This window comes from Corynebacterium appendicis CIP 107643, assembly GCF_030408415.1.
Taxonomy (GTDB): Bacteria; Actinomycetota; Actinomycetes; order Mycobacteriales; family Mycobacteriaceae; genus Corynebacterium; species Corynebacterium appendicis.
The window spans coordinates 1,316,996-1,338,930 of sequence record NZ_CP046976.1; the positions used below are offsets into that span (position 1 = coordinate 1,316,996).

Consider the following 21,935-nt stretch of genomic DNA (forward strand, 5'->3'; position numbering starts at 1 on the left):
GACGCAGCCTGTGCTGTTCAGGCTCAGGATTCTTCGAGGCGCTTGAGTTCGACGTCGGGGTCGAAGTCAGCTTCCGGCCACTCCAGATCAAGCTCGCGGAGCGCCTTAAGCAGCAGGGTCTTGACCACAGTGCGGCAGTAATCCTTGTCGTCGGACGGCACGCAGTACCACGGCGCGACGTCGGTGGACGTGCGCGTCATGGCGATCTCGTAGGCCTCCTGGAACTCATCCCACAACTTACGGTCGTCGATGTCGCCCGGGTTGTACTTCCAGTGCTTGTCCTCGCGCTCAATGCGCTTGCGCAGGTTCTCGCCCTGGAAATCCTTGGAGATGTGCGGCATGACCTTGATGATCTTGGTGCCGTTCGCCGCTGCTTCAGTTTCGAAGTCGACGATTGCCCCGTAGCGGCGTTCGATCTCCTCCGGTGGAGCCATCTCGCGGACGCGCTGCACTAAGACATCCTCATAGTGGGAGCGGTCGAAGACGCTCACCATGCCCGGCTCCGGCAGGTGGGGGGTGACGCGCCACAGGAAGTCGTGCTTCTTCTCTTCCTCGGTGGGTTTGCCGAAGGCCTTGATGTGCACGCCCTGCGGGTCGAGGAGGTCTCCCACAACGTGACGGATAATCCCGCCCTTGCCGGAGGTGTCCATCCCCTGCAGCACGAGCAGGATCGAGCCGGCGTTCTCGTTCCCGGCACGGCCGTTCGCGTACAGGCAGTCCTGCAGGTCTGCGATCTCGTCGTCGTACTTCTCGAAAGCGTCGTCGACGTCGTCTTCATCCACGCCCGGCGTGGACGCGGGGTCGGCATCGGCAAGAACGAAGTCCTCGTCGACGCGCAGCTTCTCCGCTTCCTTGATGGATACCTTCGCCATGGCTGGATGTGCTCCTACTTCTCGTCGGACGGCTCGGTTGCCTCGGGCGCTTCCGGCTCCGGGGGGAGCTCGACGACTGCGGTGCCGGAATTGAGCTCGGTCACCTCGGTGACCTCGGGCGCGACGATGTCGTCGGGCGCGCCGGCCTGCGTATCGGCCGGCTCCTCGTCGCCGTCGCTGTCGCCGCCGGTGTCTTCCCCGGTCACGATGTCGGGTGCATCAGCGGCGTCGGCCTGGATGATGTCGTCGAGAACTGCGTGGATGTACGGCGAGGCGTTGTCGCCGGCGTACTCGGTGGACATTTCCATGGCGTTGGCGATGGAGATCGGCGGTGCGACATCGTCGTTGTAGAGGATCTCCCACGTGGCTACGCGCAGGATCGCGCGATCCACTGCGGGAATGCGGTGCAGTTCCCAATTCTCCGACAGGAACCGCTCGATCGAATCGTCGATCTCGTCGAGGCTCTCCGCCGCGCCCGCAATGATCTCGCGGGTGTAGTCGGCGATCGGCGCAACAGCATTGGCCGGGTCTTTGGCCAGCGCGGCACGGTCCTCGACAATGCCGACGGGATCGAGGTCGCGGGTTTCCGCCTCGAAGAGAATATCTACTGCGCGGCGGCGCGCCCGGTAGCGCGCACCATGGCGTTTGTAATCAGGCATGTTCGCAAAAGAAGAATCGGGTAAACGGAAAATGAGGTGGACCCGGGGCCGAGTCCACCACAGTGGGAACGCTTGTCGACGTCCCCGACGGGGCGCGAGGCCCGAATGGTCGTGTTCTTAGTTGTTCACGCGGGAGAGGTACTCGCCGGTGCGGGTGTCCACCTTGAGAACGTTGCCGGTCTCGATGAACAACGGGACCTGGATCTCAGCGCCGGTCTCCAGCTCGGCCGGCTTGGTGCCACCGGAGGAACGGTCGCCCTGCAGGCCCGGGTCGGTGTGGGCGACCTTGAGGTCGACGGAGATCGGCAGCTCGGCGAAAAGAGCCTCGCCATCGTGGAAGGAGACCTGGACGCGCATGTTCTCCAGCAGGAACTGTGCGGCGTTGCCGAACTTGTCGGCGCTCAGCTCGTACTGATCGAAGGTCTTGTCGTCCATGACGATGTAGTTGGTTCCGTCGTTGTACAGGTAGGTCATGTCGCGGCGGTCCACCGTCGCAGTCTCGACCTTCACACCGGCGTTCCACGTCTTGTCAACAGTCTTGCCGGAGACGACGTCCTTGAGCTTCGTGCGGACGAACGCGGGGCCCTTGCCCGGCTTGACGTGCTGGAACTCAATGATCTGCTGCAGCTTGCCGTCAACCTTGAGCACAAGGCCGTTCTTGAAATCAGCGGTCGTTGCCACGATATTCTCCCTTAATTCGGCTCGGTGGGTGATTCAAACATGGCTATGCTACACCACCTGCCACCGTCGATTACGTCGGATTGGATGCAGCCCCGTTTACAGAACCGTCAGTTCCTTCGGCGCCGGGGTGATCACCTTCGGGGCGCCGGAGGTGATGATCAAGGTGTCCTCGATGCGGACCCCGCCTTTGCCGGGCACGTAAATGCCGGGCTCGATGGTGAGCGTCATGTTCTCCTCGAGCACACCCTTACCGCGGGTGGACGCCGCCGGCCCCTCGTGCACGTCCAGGCCGATGCCGTGGCCGGTGGAGTGCACGAAGTATTCGCCGTACCCGGCCTTGTCAATGATCTCGCGGCACGCCTTATCGACGTCGACGAGTGCGCGGCCCGGCGTCGCCGCCGCCACACCGGCTTTCTGCGCCTCCAGGACGATCTCGTAGATTTCGCGGTTGAACTCTGTCGGCTCGCCGATGCAAAACGTGCGCGTCATGTCCGAGTTGAAACCGAGGTAGTGTGCGCCGAAATCGATGGTGACCAGGTCGCCGTCAGTCAGCTCGCGGTCGCCGGCCGCGTAGTGCGGCAGCGCCGAATTCGGCCCCGACGCGACGATGGTGTCGAAGCTGACGCGCTCGGAACCGAGCAGACGCATCCGGTACTCCAGATCAGCGGCGACCTGTTTCTCGGTCCTGCCGGCGCGCAGCTGCCCGGCGTCGATAAGCTCGCGCAGCGCTGTCACCGCAATGTCCGCTGCTTCCTCGAGTCGACGAAGCTCAAAATTGTCTTTGGTGAGACGGATCTGCTCGATCACGCCCTTGACGGGAACGAGTGTGACAGAATCCGGGGTGGCTTTGTCGAGGCTTTCCAGCTCATCGACCGTGGTCCTCGTCGGGTCGAAGCCGACACGCCAGCCCTCGGGCACCTCGGCCAAGACTGCGGCGCCCGCGTCGCGCTGGATCATCGCCTCAATATCCGGGACTTCCTCGGCGATCTGCGTGGTGTACCGGCCGTCGGTGGCGATCGACGCGGAGAGGTCCTTGTTCATCAACAATGCGCTGTTGGATCCGGTGAAGCCGGAGAAATACCGGACATTTGTCGGGTCGGTGATGACGAACGAGTCGATCCGCTGCGCCGCCAGCTTCGCTGAAAGCTTGCGGCGGCGGGTCAGAAAACGGGAATCGGCGAAAACCATGGTTACACGTCCCTCCTCAGGAAGTAGTCGAGCGCCATCTCGTAGCCGTCCGTGCCCAGGCCGGCGATGACACCAGTGGCGATCGGCGACAGGTACGAGTGGTGGCGGAACGGTTCGCGCGCGTGCACGTTCGAGATGTGCACCTCGATGAACCCCGGCGTGCCCTGCAGCTCCACCAGTGCGTCGCGCAGCGCCACGGAGGTGTGCGTGAATCCGCCCGGGTTGATGATCACGGGCCAGGAGTTATCCGCGGCCTCGTGCACGGCGTCGATAAGCTCGCCCTCGTGGTTGGACTGCAGGAACGCGATGTCCGCCCCTGCTTCCTCGGCGCGCTCGCGCAGGCGTTGCTCGATGTCGGCCAGCGTCGTGGTGCCGTACACGTCCGGCTGCCGCTTGCCCAACCTATTCAAGTTGGGGCCGTTGAGTACCAGGATCTTCACGGTGGCCTCCTCGCCGGGGTGTGTCAGTTGTGCATCACGATGAAAGTTCAGTGTACGCCGTGCGCAGCTCCTCGATGTCCGCATCCTCGATCCGGGTGGTGCTGCCGATACCGTCGAGGACGACGAAACGAATCTGGCCGTTGCGGTTCTTCTTGTCGTGCGTCATACCCTCGTAGAGGTCGTCGAACGCCCCTGGCTCATACGTGGTCGGAAGGCCCACGGCCTCGAGGATTTCGCGGTGCAGCTCGACGACGTCGTCGCTGATGAGGCCGCGGTTGCGCGCGAGAATGGCGACGAACATCATGCCGACGGCGATGGCGTTACCGTGGCGCCAGCGGTAGTCCTCGCGCTTCTCGATCGCGTGGCCGAGCGTGTGCCCGTAGTTGAGAATCTCGCGCAGCGAGGATTCCTTCAGGTCCTGCGCCACGACCGAGCCCTTCACGGCGACGGAACGCTCGATGAGCTCGGCAATCTTATCGGTGGGCACGCTGCCGCCCTCGCGGTAGATGTCGAGGATGATCGGGTCGGCGATGAAACCGGTCTTGATGATTTCGGCGGACCCTGAAACGAACTCTGCGCCCGGCAGAGTCTCCAGGCGGTCGAGGTCGATGAACACGGAATCCGGCTCGTGGAACGAGCCGACGAGGTTCTTGCCCGCGGCTGTGTTGATGCCGGTCTTGCCACCGACTGCTGCATCGACCATGGCCAGCAGCGTCGTCGGCACCTGCACGACTTTGATGCCGCGCATCCACGTCGCGGCGATGAAGCCGGCGAGGTCGGTCGTGGCTCCCCCGCCGAGGCCGACGACGACGTCCTGGCGGGAGAAATTCTTCTCACCCAGGGTGTCCCACAGAGATCCAGCGACGGCGAGCGACTTGCCGTCCTCCGCGTCCGGGATCGGGGCTAGTGTGACGCTGATGCCGGAGTCCTCCAGCCGTGTCTGCAGCGCTTCGGCCGCTGCGGTGAGCGGTTCCTGGTGCACGATCAACGCCTGGCGGGCACCGCTGTCAGCGATGCGCTGCGCCACAAACTCGTCGAGGCCGTGGTCGATGTGGACGGTGTACGGGGACGGTCCTGCGACCTTGATCTCGGCCATGGTGGGCGTTCTCCTTGAAGTTGTGCGGGGTCTGCCTCCCCCGCTGATGTTCGGCGTGTCCGCGCTGGGGTTGTGCGTGTGTCTTCTAGCGCGAATCGATGAGCGCGAGGATTTCTGCGACGAGACGCTGCGGCGGACGCGAATCGGTGCGGACGCGGTGCATGGCGACCTCTCGGTAGTACGGCTCGCGGGATTCCAACAGGGCGCGGTAGTGCGCTTCCGGGTCGTCGGACATCAGCACCGGACGGGAGTTATTGCCCGAAGTGCGGCGCACGCCTTCTTCGACAGACACGTCGATCCAGACGACATTGTGGGCCTGGAGCAGCTTGCGGGTCGATTCAGTCAGCACTGCCCCGCCGCCGAGGCTGACCACGCCGCCAGATGCCAGCGAACGCGCGACGTACTCGGTCTCGACTTCACGGAAGCGCTCCTCGCCGAGCTCGATGAAGACCTCGCCGGTGGGCTTGCCTTCGCCCTTGGCGATCAGCTCGTCGGAGTCCACCAGTGGAAGGTTCATCGCACGGGCGAGGCGGCGACCGATGGTGGATTTTCCTGCACCCGGCGGGCCAACGAGCACAACGCGCGGCGAACCGTGCACCACGGGCTCGTCCGGCGCGCCGAATGCCGCCGCATCACCGTGGGCACCGACGGGTTCGCCGGCGCCGGGCAGGACCTGGCCGTGCTGGTGCTCGCCCGGGCCCGGGGTGCCGGACGTAGCCGGAAAACGCGCTGAGCGCTGCGGCTTGGCAACAGGGTTAGTCATTGTCATTTCCTCCGAATGCGAGACGCTCAGACACGTACTGCTTATACGCTTCGACATTTCGTTTCGTTTCCTCGACGCTGTCGCCGCCGAATTTCTCCAGCGTCGCGCGCGCCAGCACGAGCGCCACCATGGCCTCGGCAACCACGCCGGCGGCGGGCACTGCGCAGACGTCGGACCGTTGGTGGATGGCGGTGGCCTTCTCGCCGGTGGCCATGTCGAGGGTTTGCAGCGCACGCGGGACGGTGGAGATCGGCTTCATCGCCGCGCGCACGCGCAGTTGTTCGCCGTTAGTCATACCGCCCTCGAGGCCACCCGCGCGGTTGGTGGCGCGGTGGACACCGCTTTCGTCGCGGAGGATTTCGTCGTGGGCTTCGGAGCCGCGGCGGCGCGCTTCCTCGAAACCGTCGCCGACCTCGACGCCCTTGATCGCCTGGATGCTCATGAGGGCCGCGGCGAGCTGCGCGTCGAGGCGGGTCTCGCCTGACACATGGGAGCCAAGACCGATCGGCAACCCCTCGACAATGACCTCGACGATGCCGCCGAGAGTGTCACCTTGCTTCTTGGCGGCTTCGATCTCGGAGATCATCGACCCTTCGGCATCCTTGCCGTAGGCGCGCACCGGCGATTCGTCGATCGCGTCGATATCGCTGAACTGCGGCGAGGGGCCGTCGTAGGGATCGGACGCGCCGATGGAGATGACGTGCGAGTACACCTCCACGCCGAGGACCTCGCGAAGGAAGGAACGCGCGAGCGTCGCAGCCGCCACGCGGGAGGCGGTTTCGCGCGCCGACGACCGCTCCAGCACCGGACGAGCCGCGTCGAAGCCGTACTTGACCATGCCGGAGAAATCCGCGTGGCCCGGGCGCGGGCGCGTCAACGCCGCACCGCGACCTGAATTCATCGCTTTGGCGACCTCGGGATCGTCGTAGTCGAGAGCGTCCGGCGACATGATCGTCGTCCACTTCGGCCACTCGGTGTTGCCGATCATGATCGCGATCGGGCTGCCTATGGTCTTGCCGTGCACCACGCCGGAGAGCAGCGTCAGTTCGTCCTGCTCGAATTTCATGCGCGCGCCCCGGCCGTAGCCGAGACGGCGGCGTGCGAGCTGGTGGCCGATCTCTTCAACGGAGACAGTGACCCCAGCCGGCATATTCTCGACCAGGGCGACAAGCGCCTGACCGTGGGATTCACCTGCGGTAGTCCAACGAAGCATGGAGGCATTGTCTCATACCTGCCACAGGAAAGTGCTAGCAAACCCCACGATCCATGCAGCCGCGAGCATTGATGGCCCATGGGCAGCGGTATTCCGCCTTGTCCGCACCAGGAAGACCACCGTGAACAGGCTGGCCAGCAGTATTCCTGTCAGTACCGCACCGGCTCCGCCGAGCAGCGCGAGCGCTACCCCCAGGGGCACCGCCAGCTTCACGTCTCCCCCACCGATTCCCCGCCCGGCGACGAGGTAGGCCGCCGGCCAGATCATCCCGATCCAGCCCGCCGGCGCGATGAAGCACGCCGCCACAGCCATTGCCGCCGCCGGAAGGGTCAGCTCATTCGGCAGTCGCCGTTCTTCCCCGTCAATGGCCGCGAGCGCCATTGTCCACACCGCGGCGCACGCACACAGCATTGCAGCCAGCGCGATCGCCGTTCTATCCGCCCCCGGAGCTGCAATAGTTGTCTCTAGTTCCCCCATGCCGATCACGGTATGCCAGCCGCCCTACCCCGCGCACGATAAAAGTGCGCACTGTAGTGAGCAGCGCTCACTGCCCCCCTAGCGGGACGAAGAGGCACTCGGGCTGCAGAGGGAACTAACGTTGCTCGCTCGAGCGGTTCTTGCGCGTGACGCCGGTGGTCGCGACCCATCCAACGTGGCGGAAGAGAGCCTCGCGCATCTCTTCGCGCGGGGCAGCAACCCCGGTGAACTGCTCGAACTGGGAGTAGGACTGGCAGGCCAGCATCACCAGGCCGCCGACGGTCAGGTGCCCGTTCGAGGCAGCCCGCGTCGCCAGCGGAGTCGGCCAAGGGTTGTAGATGACGTCGAAAAGCGGAGCGTGCCCGAGTTCTTTATCGCGACCCTTCAGCGCGGCGGACGGCACAGTGGAGATGATGAGGTCCACGCTCATTGCCAGCGGTTCGAGGTCGCGCTCAAAGTCCACGAAGTCCGACTCCACTCCGCTGAGGAGCGGGAGCAGCTCCGCCGAACGGTCGGAACGGTTGAGTACCGTGATCTTCTCCGCGCCGCGTTCCGCCAGCGACCACAGTGCGGGACGCGCGGTACCGCCGCCGCCGATCACGAGTGCATGGCCGATCGCAGTTCGCTTGCCGACGAGCTCGTCCAGCGCTCCCGCGATCCCTTCGCAGTCGGTGTTGTCGGCGTGCCAGCCACTGTCCGTGCGGACCAGCGTGTTCGCGGAACCGATGGCTCGCGCCCGTTCCGAGACGTGGTCGGCGAGTTCAAGCGCGGCGAATTTGCCCGGCATGGTGACCGAGAACCCGCGGTACTCCTCCCCCGCACCGCCGACGATGCCGGGAAGCTGCTCCGCGTCGCACTCGATCCGCTCGTAGGTCCAGCCCTTCAATCCGGCCGCTTCGTAGCCGGCGCCGTGCAGCACCGGCGACAGGGAGTGGTCGACCGGGCTGCCGAGAACGGCCGCTTTACCGCTGCCTCCGGGGATCGCTGTGCTCATATGACCGTATTTCTACCGCTGTGCGCGAGCTTTAGCGCTGGGAGTCGAGGATGCCGGAGTCGTAGGCGCGCTGGACATTGGCCTGGTGCTCCTCGAAGGTGTTGCTGAACACGGTGGTGCCCTTGTCGTCGACGGTGACGAAGAACAGCCATTCACCCTCCGCCGGGTGCTCCATCGCCTGGATGGCTTCCTCGGACGGGGATGCGATCGGGGTCTTCGGCAGGCCGTCCATGGCGTAGGTGTTCCACGGCGTGACCTTCTCGCGGTCCGAGTCGCCGGTGGCCAGCTCGACGGACTCGAGGCCGTAGTTGACCGTGGAGTCGAACTCCAGGCGCATCGGCTCCTTGAGGCGGTTGAGGATCACGCGGGCGACCTTGTCGAACTCGCCTTCCGGTGCCTCGCGCTCAACCAGGGAGGCTGCGGTAAGCAAATCGTACGGGCTCAAGCCCACGGCCTGCGCGCGGCCGACGATATCGGTGCTGTTGTACTTATCCGCCGACCGGGTGATCAGATCGGTCAGGATCATCTGCGCGTCAGCGCTCGGGTCGACGATGTACTCGCCCGGGGCGATCAGGCCCTCCAGACGCTTCGGATCGCCCTTGTGCTCGTTGACCCGCTCGAGGGCCCATTCCGGCACGCCGAGGCTGGCGGGATCGGCATTCGCTGCCACATCGTGAAGCTCTTGCACCTTCACGCAGCCCTTGTTCTCGCCGTCGGAGCCGCACGAGACGCTCGAGATATTGCTGTAGATGCCGAAGCGGGTGTCACCGCCGACGACCTTGACGTCCATCAGCGTCAAGCCGCCCGGAATCTTGAGCATGTCGATCTTGTTCGCGGGGTCGAGCAAAGCGGCGACTGCTTCCTTGGCGCTCATCTTCTCTTGCAGACGGTAGAAGCCCGGTTGGATATTGTCCGCGTCCGGGTTCGTCATCGCGGCATTCTGGAACGCCTTGTCGGAACGGACAATGCCTTTTTCCGTCAGCGCCGGCCCCATCGCAGTGAGCGATGCTCCTTCGGGGATCTCGATGACCTGCTCCACACCGTTGCCGGCGCCATTGAAATCGCCGCCGGAAGAGTTCGAGCGGGCGAAAGCAATGTAGACGACAGCGCCGATGATCAACAGGATCGACGCGACCAACACCGCGACGCCGCGGGTGCGCCCTCGAGACATAGTTGCTGAGCTCACGTTCAGGTCTCCTTGGGTTCTGGCGACGTGCCCGCACCGTTCTCAGCAGACGTAGTGGTCTGCTCCGGCGCGCCCATGTCGCGGTAGTTGTTACGTCCGTCCAGCCAGGACTGGAGGATGGCCACTGCCGCGGCCTGGTCAATGACAGAGCGTCCAGCTTTCTCACTCACACCGGAAGCCCGCAACGCGTGTGTGGCTTCAACAGTAGTGAGACGCTCGTCGGCGTACCGGACCGGAACATCGCTGCGGCGGGAGATCCGGAACCCGATTTCCTTGGCGTGCTTCACGCTGGCCGAACCATTTCCTTGCAAATCGCGCGGAAACCCCACGACGACTTCAACGGCGTCGTATTCGTCGATGATGTCCAGCAGACGCTCGATATCCGCCCCGTCGCGGTCCTTGAAACCGGTGACGCGTTTGACCGTCTCCACCGGGGTGGCAAGACGCGCGTCACGGTCCGAAGAAGCGACACCGATCCGGACGGTGCCCACATCGAGACCGATGCGGCGGCCGCTTCCCGGGTCGTCGACCCCGGGCGTATCCGGATGGATTTTCATCGTGGTCTGAGTACCTTTTCTCATGCTGGACGCGCCGTCGTTTCCACGGTAGTGCCACTTGGCACGGACGTGAACCACGGACTGGGTGTGTCACGTAATCAATTCGTGACCTTCCTGAACCCTATCCTATATCTGCTCGATACGGTCCCGAAGGGCCGCGAAGCCCGCCTCGATGCCCGCGGCATCCGACCCGGAGCCCTGGGCCAGGTCCGGTTTGCCGCCGCCCCTGCCGCCGACGCACTGACCGAACAGCCCCACGAATTCACCGGCCTTGACGCCTTGATCGACCGCTGCCTTGGTCGCTGCGACCGCGAACGGCACCTTTCCGCCGTCACCCGCAGCCAGCACGATCACCGCGGCGGAGTCGCCGAAGCGTCCGCGCAGGTCCGTGGCGATGGTACGCATGTCGCCGCCGTTGGTACCGTCGGGCAGCTTGACTGCGAGGTAGCGGAATTTCCCGACTTCTTCGGCCTTGTTCACCAGCTCGCCGGTCTTGTTGGCCAGCTCGTTCTTACGTAGGTTCTCGATTTCCTTCTCCGCGGCACGGAGGCGCTCGGTGAGCTGGGCGATACGCTCGGGCAGATCCTCGGTCGGGGCTTTCATCTCGCCCGCCAGGGCATTGGCGATGGCGGCTTCCTTCGAGAAGTACGCGAACGAATCCAGGCCCGAGTAGGCCTCGATGCGGCGTGCGCCGGAGCCGACGGAGGACTCGCCCAGCACGGCCACCGGGCCAATCTGCGAGGAGTGGTCAACATGCGTGCCGCCGCACAGCTCGATGGAGAACGGTCCGCCGATCTCCACGACGCGCACTTCGTCGCCATAGTTCTCGCCGAAGAGAGCCATCGCGCCCATCGCCTTAGCCTCATCCAGGGAGGTCTCAAAGGTGTTCACTGAAAAGTCCGCGTCGACTGCCTGGTTGGTGATCGTGGCGATCTCCTCCAGCTGCGCCGCGGTCAACTGGTCGGTGTAGTTGAAGTCGAAGCGCAGGTAGCCCGGCTTATTCATCGAGCCGGCCTGGACGGCTGTCGGGCCGAGCACCTCGCGCAGCGCCGCGTGGATCAGGTGGGTCGCGGTGTGGGCTTGGCGGGCGCCGTGGCGCCACGTCGGGTCGACCTCCGCGCGCACGGTTTGGCCGACGTCGAGGCCGCCGTTGGCCACAGTCGCCTTGTGCACCCAGAGTTTCTTGTTGCCCACCTTCTGCACGTCGTGAACGTCCAAGATGGTGTCGCCGACGACAATGCGACCGCGGTCGGCGAGCTGTCCGCCGCCCTCGGCGTACATCGGTGTCACGTCGAGAATGACCTCGACCTCGTCGCCCTGGGCGGCCTCGCCGACCTTCTCGCCGCCGCGGACCAGGCCGAGCACCTTGCCTTCGTGCTCGAGTTCGGTGAAGCCGACGAATTCGGTCGGGTGTCCGTCGATCCACTCGCGGTACAACGACTCATCGACATTGCCGTGCTTTTTGGCCTTGTTGTCGGCCTTGGCGCGCTGGCGCTGTTCGTCCATCGCGGCGTGGAACGCGTCCATGTCGACATCGAGGCCGGCCTCTGCCGCCATTTCGAGGGTCAGGTCGATCGGGAAGCCGTAAGTGTCGTGCAGCTCGAACGCCTTGTCGCCCGGGACAGTCTTCTGGCCGGAGGACTTGAGCGCAGCGGCCGTCTCGTCGAAACGAGTGGTGCCGGATTCGAGGGTCTTCAGGAACGCCTTCTCCTCGGCGAGCGAGACGCGCAGGATGCGCTCACGGTTGTCGGCGATCTCCGGGAAGGACGGGGTCATCGTGTCCATGATGGTGTTCATGAACGTCTCCAGCGTGTTGCCGGTGGCGCCCAGCAGGCGGGCGGAGCGCACGATGCGGCGCATGAGGCGGCGCAGGATGTAGCCGCGGCCTTCATTCGACGGGGTCACACCGTCGAGAATGATCATCATGGCGGTGCGGGAGTGGTCGGCGATGACGCGGAAACGCACGTCGTCTTCCTGGTTGCCGGCGGCGTACTTCGTGCCGGTCAGCTCTTCCGCCGCCTGGATGACCGGCGCGAGCAGGTCGGTCTCGTAGACGTTGTCCACGCCCTGCAGCAGGCAGGCGAGACGCTCGATGCCCAGGCCGGTATCGATGTTCTTCTTGGGTAGTTCGCCGACGATGTCGAAATTGCCTTTCTTGTCGCCCTCGCCGCGGATGGACTCCATGAACACGAGGTTCCAGATCTCCATGTAGCGGTTGTCGTCGGCGATCGGTCCACCGTCGGCACCATACTCCGGGCCGCGGTCGTAATAGATCTCAGAGCACGGGCCGCACGGGCCGGGGATGCCCATGGACCAGAAGTTGTCCTCCATGCCCATGCGCTGGATGCGGTCGTCCGCGACGCCGACCTTCTCGCGCCAGATCTCGGCAGCCTCGTCGTCGTCGGTGTACACGGTCACCCAGAGCCGCTCCGGGTCGAGCCCGAATCCACCGTCCGCCTGGGACTTGGTCAACAGCTCCCAGGCGAGGGTGATGGCGCCTTCCTTGAAGTACTGGCCGAAGGAGAAGTTGCCGGCCATCTGGAAGAACGTGTTGTGTCGGGTGGTAATGCCCACTTCCTCGATGTCCAGCGTGCGCACGCATTTCTGGATCGAGGTGGCTTTGCCGCTTTCGAACGGCGGGTTCTGCTGCCCCAAGAAATACGGCTTGAAGGGAACCATGCCCGCGTTGACGAACAGCAGGGTTGGGTCGTCGAGAATCAGCGAAGCGCTGGGCACGGGCTGGTGGCCAGCGTCGACGAAGTGCGAGGTGAACCGGTCGCGGATCTCATGGGTCTGCACAGAAGAATCCTTAAAGCGTTAGTGAAGCATTGACAGTGCGTTTCTCGTCGTTACACCTTACCCGCGCTACGCGTTCTCACGGCCACCAGCTCAGGGGCAGAACGCTTATCGACGCCTAATCTCCCCGCACCATTTCCCTCAGCCGCTCCGCATACGACTGGATGCGCTTTTCCGCCCCGTGGTCGGTGGGCTGGTAGTAACGGGCCTCGTCGAGCCCTTCCGGTATATAGCGCTGCTCCACCACGCCGCGCGGATCGTCGTGCGGGTAGATGTAGCCCACGGCGTGGCCGATCTTTTTCGCCCCCTCGTAGTGCCCGTCGCGCAGGTGCGGCGGGACGGCGCCGGTGCGGCCTGCGCGGACGTCGGCAAGCGCTGCGTCGATCGCTTTGATCACCGACGGCGACTTGGGCGCGGTGGCGAGGTGGATCGCCGCCTGCGCGAGCGGCAGGCGCCCCTCCGGCATACCGATGAACTGGACCGCATTCGCCGCGGCGCTGGTGACCTGCAATGCTGTCGGGTCCGCCATCCCAATGTCCTCGGAGGCGAGGATGACTAGGCGGCGCGCGATGAACCGCGGGTCCTCCCCCGCCTCGATCATCAGCGCGAGGTAATGCAGCGCGGCGTCCACATCGGAGCCGCGGATCGACTTGATGAACGCGCTAGTGATGTCGTAGTGCTGGTCGCCGTCGCGGTCATAGCGCACCACCGCCCGGTCGACGCTGTTTCGCACGACCTCGAGGGTGATCGTGTCTTCGCCCTCTTGCTCGTCAGCCGACTCATGCGACGCACCTTCTGCGGCCGCCTCGAGGTAGGTCAACGCGCGGCGCGCATCGCCGCCTGCCAGCAGGACGAGCTGCTCGCGCGCGTCGTCGTCAAGCGTCACCGCGCCGTTGAGTCCGCGTTCATCGGCAACTGCGCGGTCGATGACGGTGCGGATGCCGTCGTCGTCGAGCGATTCGAGCTTCAGCAAAAGCGAGCGCGACAGCAACGGCGCGACCACGCTGAACGACGGATTCTCCGTGGTGGCCGCGACGAGCAGGACCGTGCGGTTCTCCACGGCCGCGAGCAGCGCATCCTGCTGTGTTTTGGAGAAGCGGTGCACCTCGTCGATGAACAGCACCGTGCGCTGCCCGCGAACGAGGTCCTGCTTCGCGCCCTCGAGGACGTCGCGGACCTGTTTCACGCCCGACGACAGCGCGGAGAGCCCGACGAAATTCTGGCCCATCGCCCCCGCGATGAGCGACGCGATCGTCGTCTTGCCTGTGCCCGGCGGGCCGTAGAGAATCACCGACGCTTCGCCGGAGCCCTCCACGAGCCGGCGCAGTGGGCGGCCGGGACCAAGTAAATGCTCTTGGCCCACGAGCTCGTCGAGCGTGCGCGGCCGCATCCGCGCCGCGAGGGGTGCGGCTGAACCTGCATCGAAGAACGCGGTGCCGCGGCTCGCCCCGCTGGCGCTCGACCCCGACTGGGATGAGCGTCCCCCACCGGGATCCGAGAACAGGCCGCCCTGCGTCATGCCAGCCGCTCCGAGACCTCGCGCGCGAACGTCGCCATCACGGCGTACGTCGGTTCTGTGCCGCTCTGGGCGTAGCGGGCCAAAGCGTCGAAGGTGCCGGCCACATCACGGCGGATCGACCGCGCCTCCGCCTCTTCTTCCGCGGACTCGGTCACCCCGTCGTCGGCAACGCGGGTGTATTCGAGCAGCGACGCACTGAAGAACGCCCAGCCGACCAAAGCCGCAGTGATCCTCGCCTGCAAAGTGTCGTGGTTGAGCACCGACGGCCACACGCCGCCGACCTCTGCCACCCACGCGTCGACGAAGACCTTCGTCTCGTCTTCGCTGATCGGGCGCGCCGAAATATACTGCGGGAATCCGGCGATCACCCCTGCGATATCGGCGATGACATCGCGGAAGCCCGCCCACTCGTAGTCGAGGAACTGGGCGCGTTCAGCGAAAATGATGTTGTCCGGCGACAGGTCGAAGGGCGTGAACGCGCGCGACCCACCGTGCAGCATTCGCGCCTGGACTGTCTCCGCGACAGCCGCGACATCCGCGGGAACGGCGACCCCCATCTCGCGCACGATGTCCAGGCCTTCCTGGATGCGGTTCTCCAGCATCGCTTCGCGTTGAATCTGGATCTCCCGCGCGCCTTCGATCGAGCGCACCATGCGCGCGAGCAGGATATTGAAGCTCGTCTCCGCGCCCGCCGTGCCGGCGTGCATTTTTCCCAGCGACGTGCCCAGATTCCGCAGCAGCCGCACGCGTGCCTCGTCGTCAGACTGCTCCAATAAGTCGGCGAACGTCTCGGCGTTGCCCGCATCCGACAAGATCAGGACGCGCCGCTCGATGTCGTAGCCTAGCAGCACGGGACCAGGACGCACATCTTCGCTTAACGACGTTGTGAATTGGTACGCCACCACTTCCCTCAAGAAAGCTGCGTCGTCCACCTCATCGTTCGACTCCGGCGAGTATTTCACTACGACCGACCGGTGCGGGAACACCGGGTTATTCGCCACACGCAAACGCAGCACCGTCGTGGCACCGGTGCCGCTCAGCTCCTCGGGGTCGGTGAGCTGCTGCTGCCCGCCGTAGCGGTGGTTCAACACCGCTACGGCCGTGGCGATGATTTCTTGGCTATCCAGCATGGTGAGTCCGCCGGTGCGGAAACGTCAGGTTCCCGCACTCCAACCTCGTCCTTTTACTTGTCGGCTCCGGTTTCGGCGCCGGCCTTCTCGCCGGCTTCAGCCGTGCCGTCTGCGTCCTTCTTCTCCGGCTTGAAGTCCACGCCGGTCTCCTTGCGCTGGGCGGCCGGAATGGTGCCCGGGGCGTCGGTGAGCGGATCGACGCCGCCGCCCGACTTCGGGAACGCGATGACGTCGCGGATGGAATCGAAACCGCCCAGCAGGGACACAATGCGGTCCCAACCGAAAGCGATGCCGCCGTGCGGCGGGGCGCCGTAAGAGAATGCGTCGAGCAGGAAGCCGAACTTCTCCTGGGCCTCTTCGTCGTTGATGCCCATGACATCGAAGACGCGCTTCTGCACATCCTGGTTGTGGATACGGATCGAGCCGCCGCCAATCTCGTTGCCGTTGCAGACGATGTCGTAGGCGTAGGCGAGCGCCTCGCCCGGCTCCTTGTCGAAGGTGTCCAGGTACTCCGGCTTCGGCGACGTGAAAGCGTGGTGGACGGCCGTCCACTGGGAGTGGCCGAGAGCGACATCGCCGGACGCGGTGGCGTCGGCAGCCGGCTCGAACAGCGGCGCGTCGACGACCCACGTGAACGCCCAATCGCCGTCCTTGATCAGGCCGAGCTTGTCCGCGATTTCGCCGCGGGCCGCGCCCAGCAGCGCTCGCGAGGACTTCGTGTCGCCCGCGGCGAAGAAGATGCAGTCGCCCGGCTTCGCGCCAACGTGGTCAGCGATGCCCGCCTTCTCCTCGTCGGTGATGTTCTTGGCCACCGGACCGGTGAGCTCGCCGTCCTCCTGGACGAGAATGTATGCCAGGCCCTTGGCGCCGCGCTGCTTCGCCCAGTCCTGCCATGCGTCGAGCTGGCGGCGCGGCTGGGAGGCGCCGCCCTCCATGACGACGGCGCCGACATATTCGTTCTGGAAAACGCGGAACGGAGTGTCCTTGAAGAACTCCGTGCACTCCACCAGCTGGATGTCGAAGCGCAGGTCGGGCTTATCCGAGCCGTACTTCTCCATCGCATCCTTGTAGGTCATGCGCGGAATCGGCGTGGTGATGTCGTAGCCGATCAGCTTCCACAGCTCCACCAGGATCTCCTCGGCGAGCTCAATGATGTCGTCCTGGTCGACGAAGCTGGCCTCGATATCCAACTGGGTGAACTCCGGCTGGCGGTCGGCGCGGAAGTCCTCGTCGCGGTAGCAGCGGGCGATCTGGTAGTAACGCTCCATGCCGGAGACCATGAGCAGCTGCTTGAACAGCTGCGGGGACTGCGGCAGCGCATACCAGGTGCCCGGGCGCAGGCGCGCCGGCACTAGGAAATCACGGGCGCCCTCCGGGGTGGAACGCGTCAGCGTCGGCGTCTCGATCTCAACGAACTCGTGCTTGTTCAGCACGTCGCGGGCAGCCTTGTTGGCCTTCGAGCGCAGACGCAGCGCTTCGGCCTGGCGCTCACGGCGCAGGTCGAGGTAGCGGTAGCGCAGGCGAGTCTCCTCTCCCACCTCGCTGGAAGAGAAATCCTCCACCTGGAACGGCAGCGGCGCAGACGTGGACAGCACCTCGAGCTCGGTCGCGTTGACCTCGATCTCGCCGGACGCCAAGTTCGGGTTGGCCGAGCCCTCCGGGCGCGGCTCCACGACACCGGTGACCTTCACGCAGTACTCGCTGCGCAGGTCGTGGGCGGCTTCCGCCACATCGGATTCACGGAAGACGACCTGGGCGTAACCGGAGCGGTCGCGCAGGTCGATGAAGATGACACCGCCGTGGTCGCGGCGGCGGCCGACCCAACCGGTCAGCGTGACAGTCTGGCCGTCCATTTCTTTACGGAGATCCCCTGCAAGGTGAGTGCGCAGCACGGTGTCCTCCACGTCCTTCCACGTGTCGTGTAACTATTGCTCAACTCACGTGAGTCTACCGAATGGCCCCGGATCATCTCCGATGAAGGTTCCCACCGCCGAAAGCTCCCGTAGTTATGGCATGATTTGGCCCATGACCTTTAAGAGCGGTGTGACGCCCTCGGGGCGCGGAGTCAGTACAAGTCGAGGCCCCAGCGGCGGCAGAGGCGGCGGCATGCCGATCATGCTCGGCGGTGGCGGACTGGGCACAGTCGTCCTGCTCGTCCTCTACCTACTGCTCAGCAGGGGCGGCGGAATGGGCGGCGGCCCGGCCGAGCCCGGCCAGCAGGCCCAGCGGCAGGGCGAAAACAACCTCGAGCACTGCAGCACCGAAGGCGCCGTGAACGAGTACGCGGACTGCCGCGCCGCAGCCATGGCGGACTCGCTGAACGCCGTGTGGCCCTCCGTCCTCCCGGAGCAGGCCGGCATCGAATACGGCGAGCCGGGCCTGCGCCTGTTCCAGAACAGCGTCCAGACCGGATGCGGCAACGCCTCCTCCAGCACGGGCCCGTTCTACTGCCCGCGCGACCAGCACATCTACCTGGACACCAGCTTCTTCGACCAGCTCGAGCAGCTCGGCGGAAGCTCCGGTTCCCTGTCTCAGATGTACGTGGTCGCCCACGAGTGGGGCCACCACATCCAGAATCTCGAGGACACCCTCGGTTTGAGCGACTACAACGATCCGGGCGAGGATTCCGCCGCCGTCGCCATCGAGCTGCAGGCCGACTGCTACGCCGGCATCTGGGCCTCCCGCGCCGACAAGGGCGATGACGCGCTTCTCGAGCCCATCACCGAAGACCAGCTCAAGGAAGCCATCGAAACCTCCCGCGCCATCGGCGACGATCACATCCAGGAACAGTCCGGCCGCGACATCAACCCGGATGCCTGGACCCACGGTTCCTCCGAGCAGCGCCAGCAGGCATTCCTCACCGGTTATAACGAGGGCTCCATGGCCAAGTGCGACACCCTCAACCGCGGCGTCTACAAGGGTTAAACCCTCGATTCGAGTGATGGCAAACAGCGCTAACCAGGATGGCCCCGGCACGGAACGCGGTCAGGAAACCAGGCCGCGGAACCGCGCCGTGCCGTTCCTCGCCGCCTTCAACGAGATCGAGGGCTTCCTGCGCTCCGCCTTGGACGCAAAGAAGACCGACAGCTTCAACTGGATGGTCTCCAAAGCGGAGAAACAGCACATCATCACTACCGCCCAAGCGAACGACCTCAAGGAATTCGCCAGCCTGCGCAACGCCATCAGCCACGGCGAATACCAGGATTACCGCCCGATCGCCGAGCCCTTGCCGGAGACCGTCGCGGACATCGAAGCTATCCGCGACCAGCTCCTCAACCCCGCGCTGGCAATCGATGTCATCGGCCACCAGGACGTGATCACGTTCGCGCCCGACGAGGACGTCCACGAAGCTCTCGACGCGATCCGCGACACCGGCATCTCCCAGTTCCCCATCTACGACGGCAAGCAATGCATCGGCGTCCTCACGACCAACACCATCGCCCGCTGGCTCGCCGATGAACTCAGCGACGACGACTCCATCACCAACTCAAGCATCGAGCACGTGCTCGGCTTCAACGAGCGCAAAGATAAGGCAGTATTCCTGCCCCGGACCGCCACGGCCACCGAGGTCATCGCCGCGCTCACCGCACCCCAGCGGAAGCAGGTCCTGCCCCGCCTCGCGATCATCACCGAGCACGGCCACGACAACCAGCATCCCTTGCGCGTGATCACCCCCTCGAATCTGCCCGCGCTCTTCGACGCGGTGTAGCTCGCCGATACTCGCCGGCCTAAGCTCTGGTGAATCTGTTTACATTTCGGCCGCGCGCCGCCAAACACCGAAACGCGCGGTCCAGTACTTATAAACTTCCCAACATATGGGCAATGTAAACAGATTCACCGGCTGAGCCGACCCCCACCAGAAACCTGGACCTCAGTCCCCTAGCTCCTGCCCCAGCGGCGCCGCCAGCACGAGCCGCACGAGGTACAGCGCCACCGCGGGCACGAAGAAGAACACCAGCGGCACAGAGAAAGCGACCGGCAGTGTGACGACGACCCACACCGCCCCGGCCACCACCGCGACCGCGATCAGCGTGCGGCCGAGGAACCGGAATGTGTGCTGGATCGACAACGCCGCGAGGTGTTTGAAGCTGAGTGCCGCTGAATTCCTATTGCCCGCAGAACCGGGGGCACCCGATTCAACAGATCCGACCGACGCCAGCGCGAAGAACCACACGCTGATCCCGGCGATAATGAACGCCCCGGCCAAGGCGAGCGCTTGAATGAGGGTGAGTGCGAAGCCATCCACCCCTGCCTGGAAGACGACGAACTGCTGGTAGGTTAGCAGCGCGACCGCAGCCAACAACAACGCCCAATAGATGGAAGCAGCTCTCCACCGCACCGTGAGTTGGCGGATGAACATCAAGGCGTAGCGGGAGCCGCGACCCTGCGCCATCTCCCCCACCACGACATTGGCGGCGCGCCAGGCGGCGCCGCCGGTGACCACCGGCAGGGAGGTCACCACCAGCAGCATGTTCAGGATCACGATGTCTGCGAGCAGCGTGAACGCCGCCATGAACTTCGAGTCGGGGTGGAAAAACTGCATATCTGTTCTGAGGTCTAACCCCTAACCGTTAGCCCTTCACCGCACCGGCGGCGACGCCCTCGATAATGTGCTTCTGCGCCGAGATGTAGAAGATGATGATCGGGGTGATCGCCAGCACGAGCATGGCCATCATTGCGCCCAGGTCGCGGTCGCCTTGCGAGCCGATGAACTGCTGGATCACGACCGGAATCGTGCGGTACGGGGTGGACAGGCCAATCACGAGGTATGGCAGGAGGTAGTCGTTCCAGATCCACATCGCATTCAGGATCGCCACGGTGATCGCGGTCGGCTTGAGCATGGGCAGGACGACGCGGAAGAAAGTCGTCAGCGGGGAGCAGCCGTCAATATGCGCCGCTTCCTCGATCTCAAGCGGAATGGACTTGATGAAGCCAGAGAACATGAACACGGACAGCCCGGATCCGAACCCGAGATAGAGCACGACCATGCCCAGCGGGTTCGCCAGACCAAGGCGGTCGGCGATGACCACAGTCGGGAACATGACCATCTGGAACGGGATGACCATGGAGAACACGAACGCGTAGTAGAGGGCGCTCGTCCACCAGGTCTTCACACGCGTGATGTAGTACGCGGTCATCGCAGAGAAGAACACGACCGCGACAACGGAGCTGATCGTGATCACGAAGGACCAGACGATCGCCCACCCGAAACCTTCGCCTTGCACCCCAGTCACATAGTTGGTCAGCCCGGCCCACAGCTCACCCGTGGGCAGGGCGAACGGGTTCGTGGAGATAGCGAAGCGGTCCTTGAACGAGTTCAGCAGGATGAACGCGATCGGACCGAGGAAAACGACGGTGAGGAAGACCAGCACCGCGTAGATGAGGCCCTTGGAGCCGCCCGACACGGTCGATTCGTCCCCGGCCTTTTGCTTTTTGCTTGTCGACGGCACGTTCCGGGCCGCCGTGTCAGCCGCTTTAATACTGGTAGTCATGGTTTATGCCTCCACTTCCCTGCTGCGCGTGGCGCGCAGCTGGAACATTGCGATGACGACGACAACGACGACGAAGATGACTGCCTTCGCCTGGCCGACGCCCTCGGCGCCCACTCGGTTGAACATGGTCTTGACGATGTTGAGGGCGACCATTTCGGTCTGGCCGCCGGGAGCGCCGTCGGTGAGCGCCAAGTTCTGGTCGTAGACCTTGAACGTGTTCGACAGCGTCAAAAACAGGCAGATGGTGATCGACGGCATCATCAGCGGGATGGTCACATGCCGAAGCTGCTGCCACTTGGACACGCCGTCGATCTGTGCGGCCTCGATGAGTTCCGGCGGAACATTCTGCAGGCCGGCGATGTAGATGATCATCATGTAGCCGATCAGCTGCCAGTTCATCAGCATGATCAAGCCGGCGTAGCCGAAGCGCCAGTCGGCGGAGATCGTGGTCTCGTAGTTGGCCAGCACCGCGTTGATCATCGACTGCCAGGTGTAGCCCAGCACGATGCCGCCGATCAGGTTCGGCATGAAGAAGACCGTGCGGAAGAAGTTGGTGCCGCGCAGCTTGCGGGTCAAGATCCACGCGATCGCGAAAGCGATGACGTTGACGGTGATGATGGACACCACTGCCACGAGGATGGTGAACAGCAGCGCGGAGACGAACCCCTCGCGCTCGCTGAACACGCGGGCGTAGTTGTCCAGGCCGACCCAGGTGGCGTCGGTGATGGTGGTGAATTCCGTGAATGATAACGCGGTGCCGACGATGAACGGCACGAAGAACGCGATGCCGAATGCGAGGAGCGTCGGCAGCACGAAGATCGGGAAATATTTCTTCAGTGTCTGTTGCATGATGTGATCCCTCGGTTACTCCC

General features: G+C 64.6%; 20 protein-coding genes and 1 pseudogene. 2 read left to right on the forward strand and 19 right to left on the reverse strand.

What is annotated here, in order from left to right:
- Positions 1-23 precede the first annotated feature (23 nt).
- The 16 genes and pseudogenes from CAPP_RS06455 to aspS all read right to left on the reverse strand — a co-directional run bounded on the left by CAPP_RS06455 (position 24) and on the right by aspS (position 17,463).
- A complete protein-coding gene (locus CAPP_RS06455) occupies positions 24-872 on the reverse strand; it encodes a PPK2 family polyphosphate kinase (RefSeq protein WP_076599396.1) in 849 nt (282 codons plus the stop codon).
- A gap of 146 nt (positions 873-1,018) precedes the next feature.
- A pseudogene (gene nusB / locus CAPP_RS06460) lies at positions 1,019-1,531 on the reverse strand (transcription antitermination factor NusB); the annotation flags it as partial.
- 117 nt (positions 1,532-1,648) lie between these two features.
- Positions 1,649-2,212, reverse strand: a complete 564-nt coding sequence (gene efp, locus CAPP_RS06465) for an elongation factor P (RefSeq protein ID WP_076599394.1) — start codon at positions 2,210-2,212, stop codon at positions 1,649-1,651.
- 96 nt (positions 2,213-2,308) lie between these two features.
- Positions 2,309-3,400, reverse strand: coding sequence for a M24 family metallopeptidase (locus CAPP_RS06470; protein ID WP_076599393.1), 1,092 nt, complete (start codon positions 3,398-3,400; stop codon positions 2,309-2,311).
- 2 nt (positions 3,401-3,402) lie between these two features.
- Positions 3,403-3,840, reverse strand: a complete 438-nt coding sequence (gene aroQ, locus CAPP_RS06475; RefSeq protein WP_076599392.1) for a type II 3-dehydroquinate dehydratase — start codon at positions 3,838-3,840, stop codon at positions 3,403-3,405.
- 34 nt (positions 3,841-3,874) lie between these two features.
- Positions 3,875-4,936, reverse strand: a complete 1,062-nt coding sequence (gene aroB / locus CAPP_RS06480; protein WP_076599391.1) for a 3-dehydroquinate synthase — start codon at positions 4,934-4,936, stop codon at positions 3,875-3,877.
- Between the two features lie 85 nt (positions 4,937-5,021).
- The gene (locus tag CAPP_RS06485; RefSeq protein WP_084560600.1) at positions 5,022-5,699 is read right to left on the reverse strand and encodes a shikimate kinase; all 678 of its coding nucleotides are present in this window, start codon (positions 5,697-5,699) and stop codon (positions 5,022-5,024) included.
- Positions 5,692-6,912, reverse strand: a complete 1,221-nt coding sequence (aroC, locus tag CAPP_RS06490; RefSeq protein WP_076599390.1) for a chorismate synthase — start codon at positions 6,910-6,912, stop codon at positions 5,692-5,694. Before aroC ends, CAPP_RS06485 begins: the two co-directional genes overlap by 8 nt.
- A gap of 12 nt (positions 6,913-6,924) precedes the next feature.
- Complete coding sequence (locus CAPP_RS06495) at positions 6,925-7,389, reverse strand: prepilin peptidase (RefSeq protein WP_234958873.1); 465 nt, start codon at positions 7,387-7,389, stop codon at positions 6,925-6,927.
- 115 nt (positions 7,390-7,504) lie between these two features.
- A complete protein-coding gene (locus CAPP_RS06500; protein ID WP_084560599.1) occupies positions 7,505-8,383 on the reverse strand; it encodes a shikimate dehydrogenase in 879 nt (292 codons plus the stop codon).
- Positions 8,384-8,414: 31 nt separating this feature from the next.
- On the reverse strand, positions 8,415-9,569 hold the full coding sequence (gene mltG / locus CAPP_RS06505; protein ID WP_076599389.1) for an endolytic transglycosylase MltG: 1,155 nt from the start codon (positions 9,567-9,569) through the stop codon (positions 8,415-8,417).
- Positions 9,570-9,571: 2 nt separating this feature from the next.
- Entirely contained in the window at positions 9,572-10,126 is a 555-nt protein-coding gene (gene ruvX / locus CAPP_RS06510) for a Holliday junction resolvase RuvX (RefSeq protein ID WP_076599388.1), read from the reverse strand.
- A gap of 126 nt (positions 10,127-10,252) precedes the next feature.
- Positions 10,253-12,925, reverse strand: coding sequence for an alanine--tRNA ligase (alaS, locus tag CAPP_RS06515; RefSeq protein WP_076599387.1), 2,673 nt, complete (start codon positions 12,923-12,925; stop codon positions 10,253-10,255).
- A 115-nt stretch (positions 12,926-13,040) separates the two neighbouring features.
- Positions 13,041-14,441 (reverse strand): replication-associated recombination protein A, encoded by a 1,401-nt coding sequence (locus CAPP_RS06520; protein WP_076599386.1) that lies wholly within the window; start codon positions 14,439-14,441, stop codon positions 13,041-13,043.
- A complete protein-coding gene (locus CAPP_RS06525) occupies positions 14,438-15,571 on the reverse strand; it encodes a protein kinase family protein (RefSeq protein ID WP_076599385.1) in 1,134 nt (377 codons plus the stop codon). The genes CAPP_RS06520 and CAPP_RS06525 overlap by 4 nt, the downstream gene beginning before the upstream one ends.
- A gap of 53 nt (positions 15,572-15,624) precedes the next feature.
- On the reverse strand, positions 15,625-17,463 hold the full coding sequence (gene aspS, locus CAPP_RS06530; protein ID WP_076599440.1) for an aspartate--tRNA ligase: 1,839 nt from the start codon (positions 17,461-17,463) through the stop codon (positions 15,625-15,627).
- A 133-nt stretch (positions 17,464-17,596) separates the two neighbouring features.
- Between aspS and ypfJ the strand changes: the two genes are divergently transcribed.
- Complete coding sequence (gene ypfJ, locus CAPP_RS06535; RefSeq protein WP_076599439.1) at positions 17,597-18,496, forward strand: KPN_02809 family neutral zinc metallopeptidase; 900 nt, start codon at positions 17,597-17,599, stop codon at positions 18,494-18,496.
- Between the two features lie 16 nt (positions 18,497-18,512).
- Positions 18,513-19,280 (forward strand): CBS domain-containing protein, encoded by a 768-nt coding sequence (locus tag CAPP_RS06540; protein ID WP_084560598.1) that lies wholly within the window; start codon positions 18,513-18,515, stop codon positions 19,278-19,280.
- A 162-nt stretch (positions 19,281-19,442) separates the two neighbouring features.
- Here the strand turns inward: CAPP_RS06540 and CAPP_RS06545 are convergent, their stop codons facing one another.
- The 3 genes from CAPP_RS06545 to CAPP_RS06555 are packed head-to-tail and all read right to left on the reverse strand — an operon-like array spanning position 19,443 to position 21,912.
- The gene (locus CAPP_RS06545; protein WP_076599383.1) at positions 19,443-20,114 is read right to left on the reverse strand and encodes a MusI family membrane protein; all 672 of its coding nucleotides are present in this window, start codon (positions 20,112-20,114) and stop codon (positions 19,443-19,445) included.
- A 28-nt stretch (positions 20,115-20,142) separates the two neighbouring features.
- On the reverse strand, positions 20,143-21,063 hold the full coding sequence (locus CAPP_RS06550) for a carbohydrate ABC transporter permease (RefSeq protein ID WP_076599382.1): 921 nt from the start codon (positions 21,061-21,063) through the stop codon (positions 20,143-20,145).
- 3 nt (positions 21,064-21,066) lie between these two features.
- Positions 21,067-21,912, reverse strand: a complete 846-nt coding sequence (locus CAPP_RS06555; RefSeq protein ID WP_076599381.1) for a carbohydrate ABC transporter permease — start codon at positions 21,910-21,912, stop codon at positions 21,067-21,069.
- Positions 21,913-21,935: the final 23 nt, after the last annotated feature.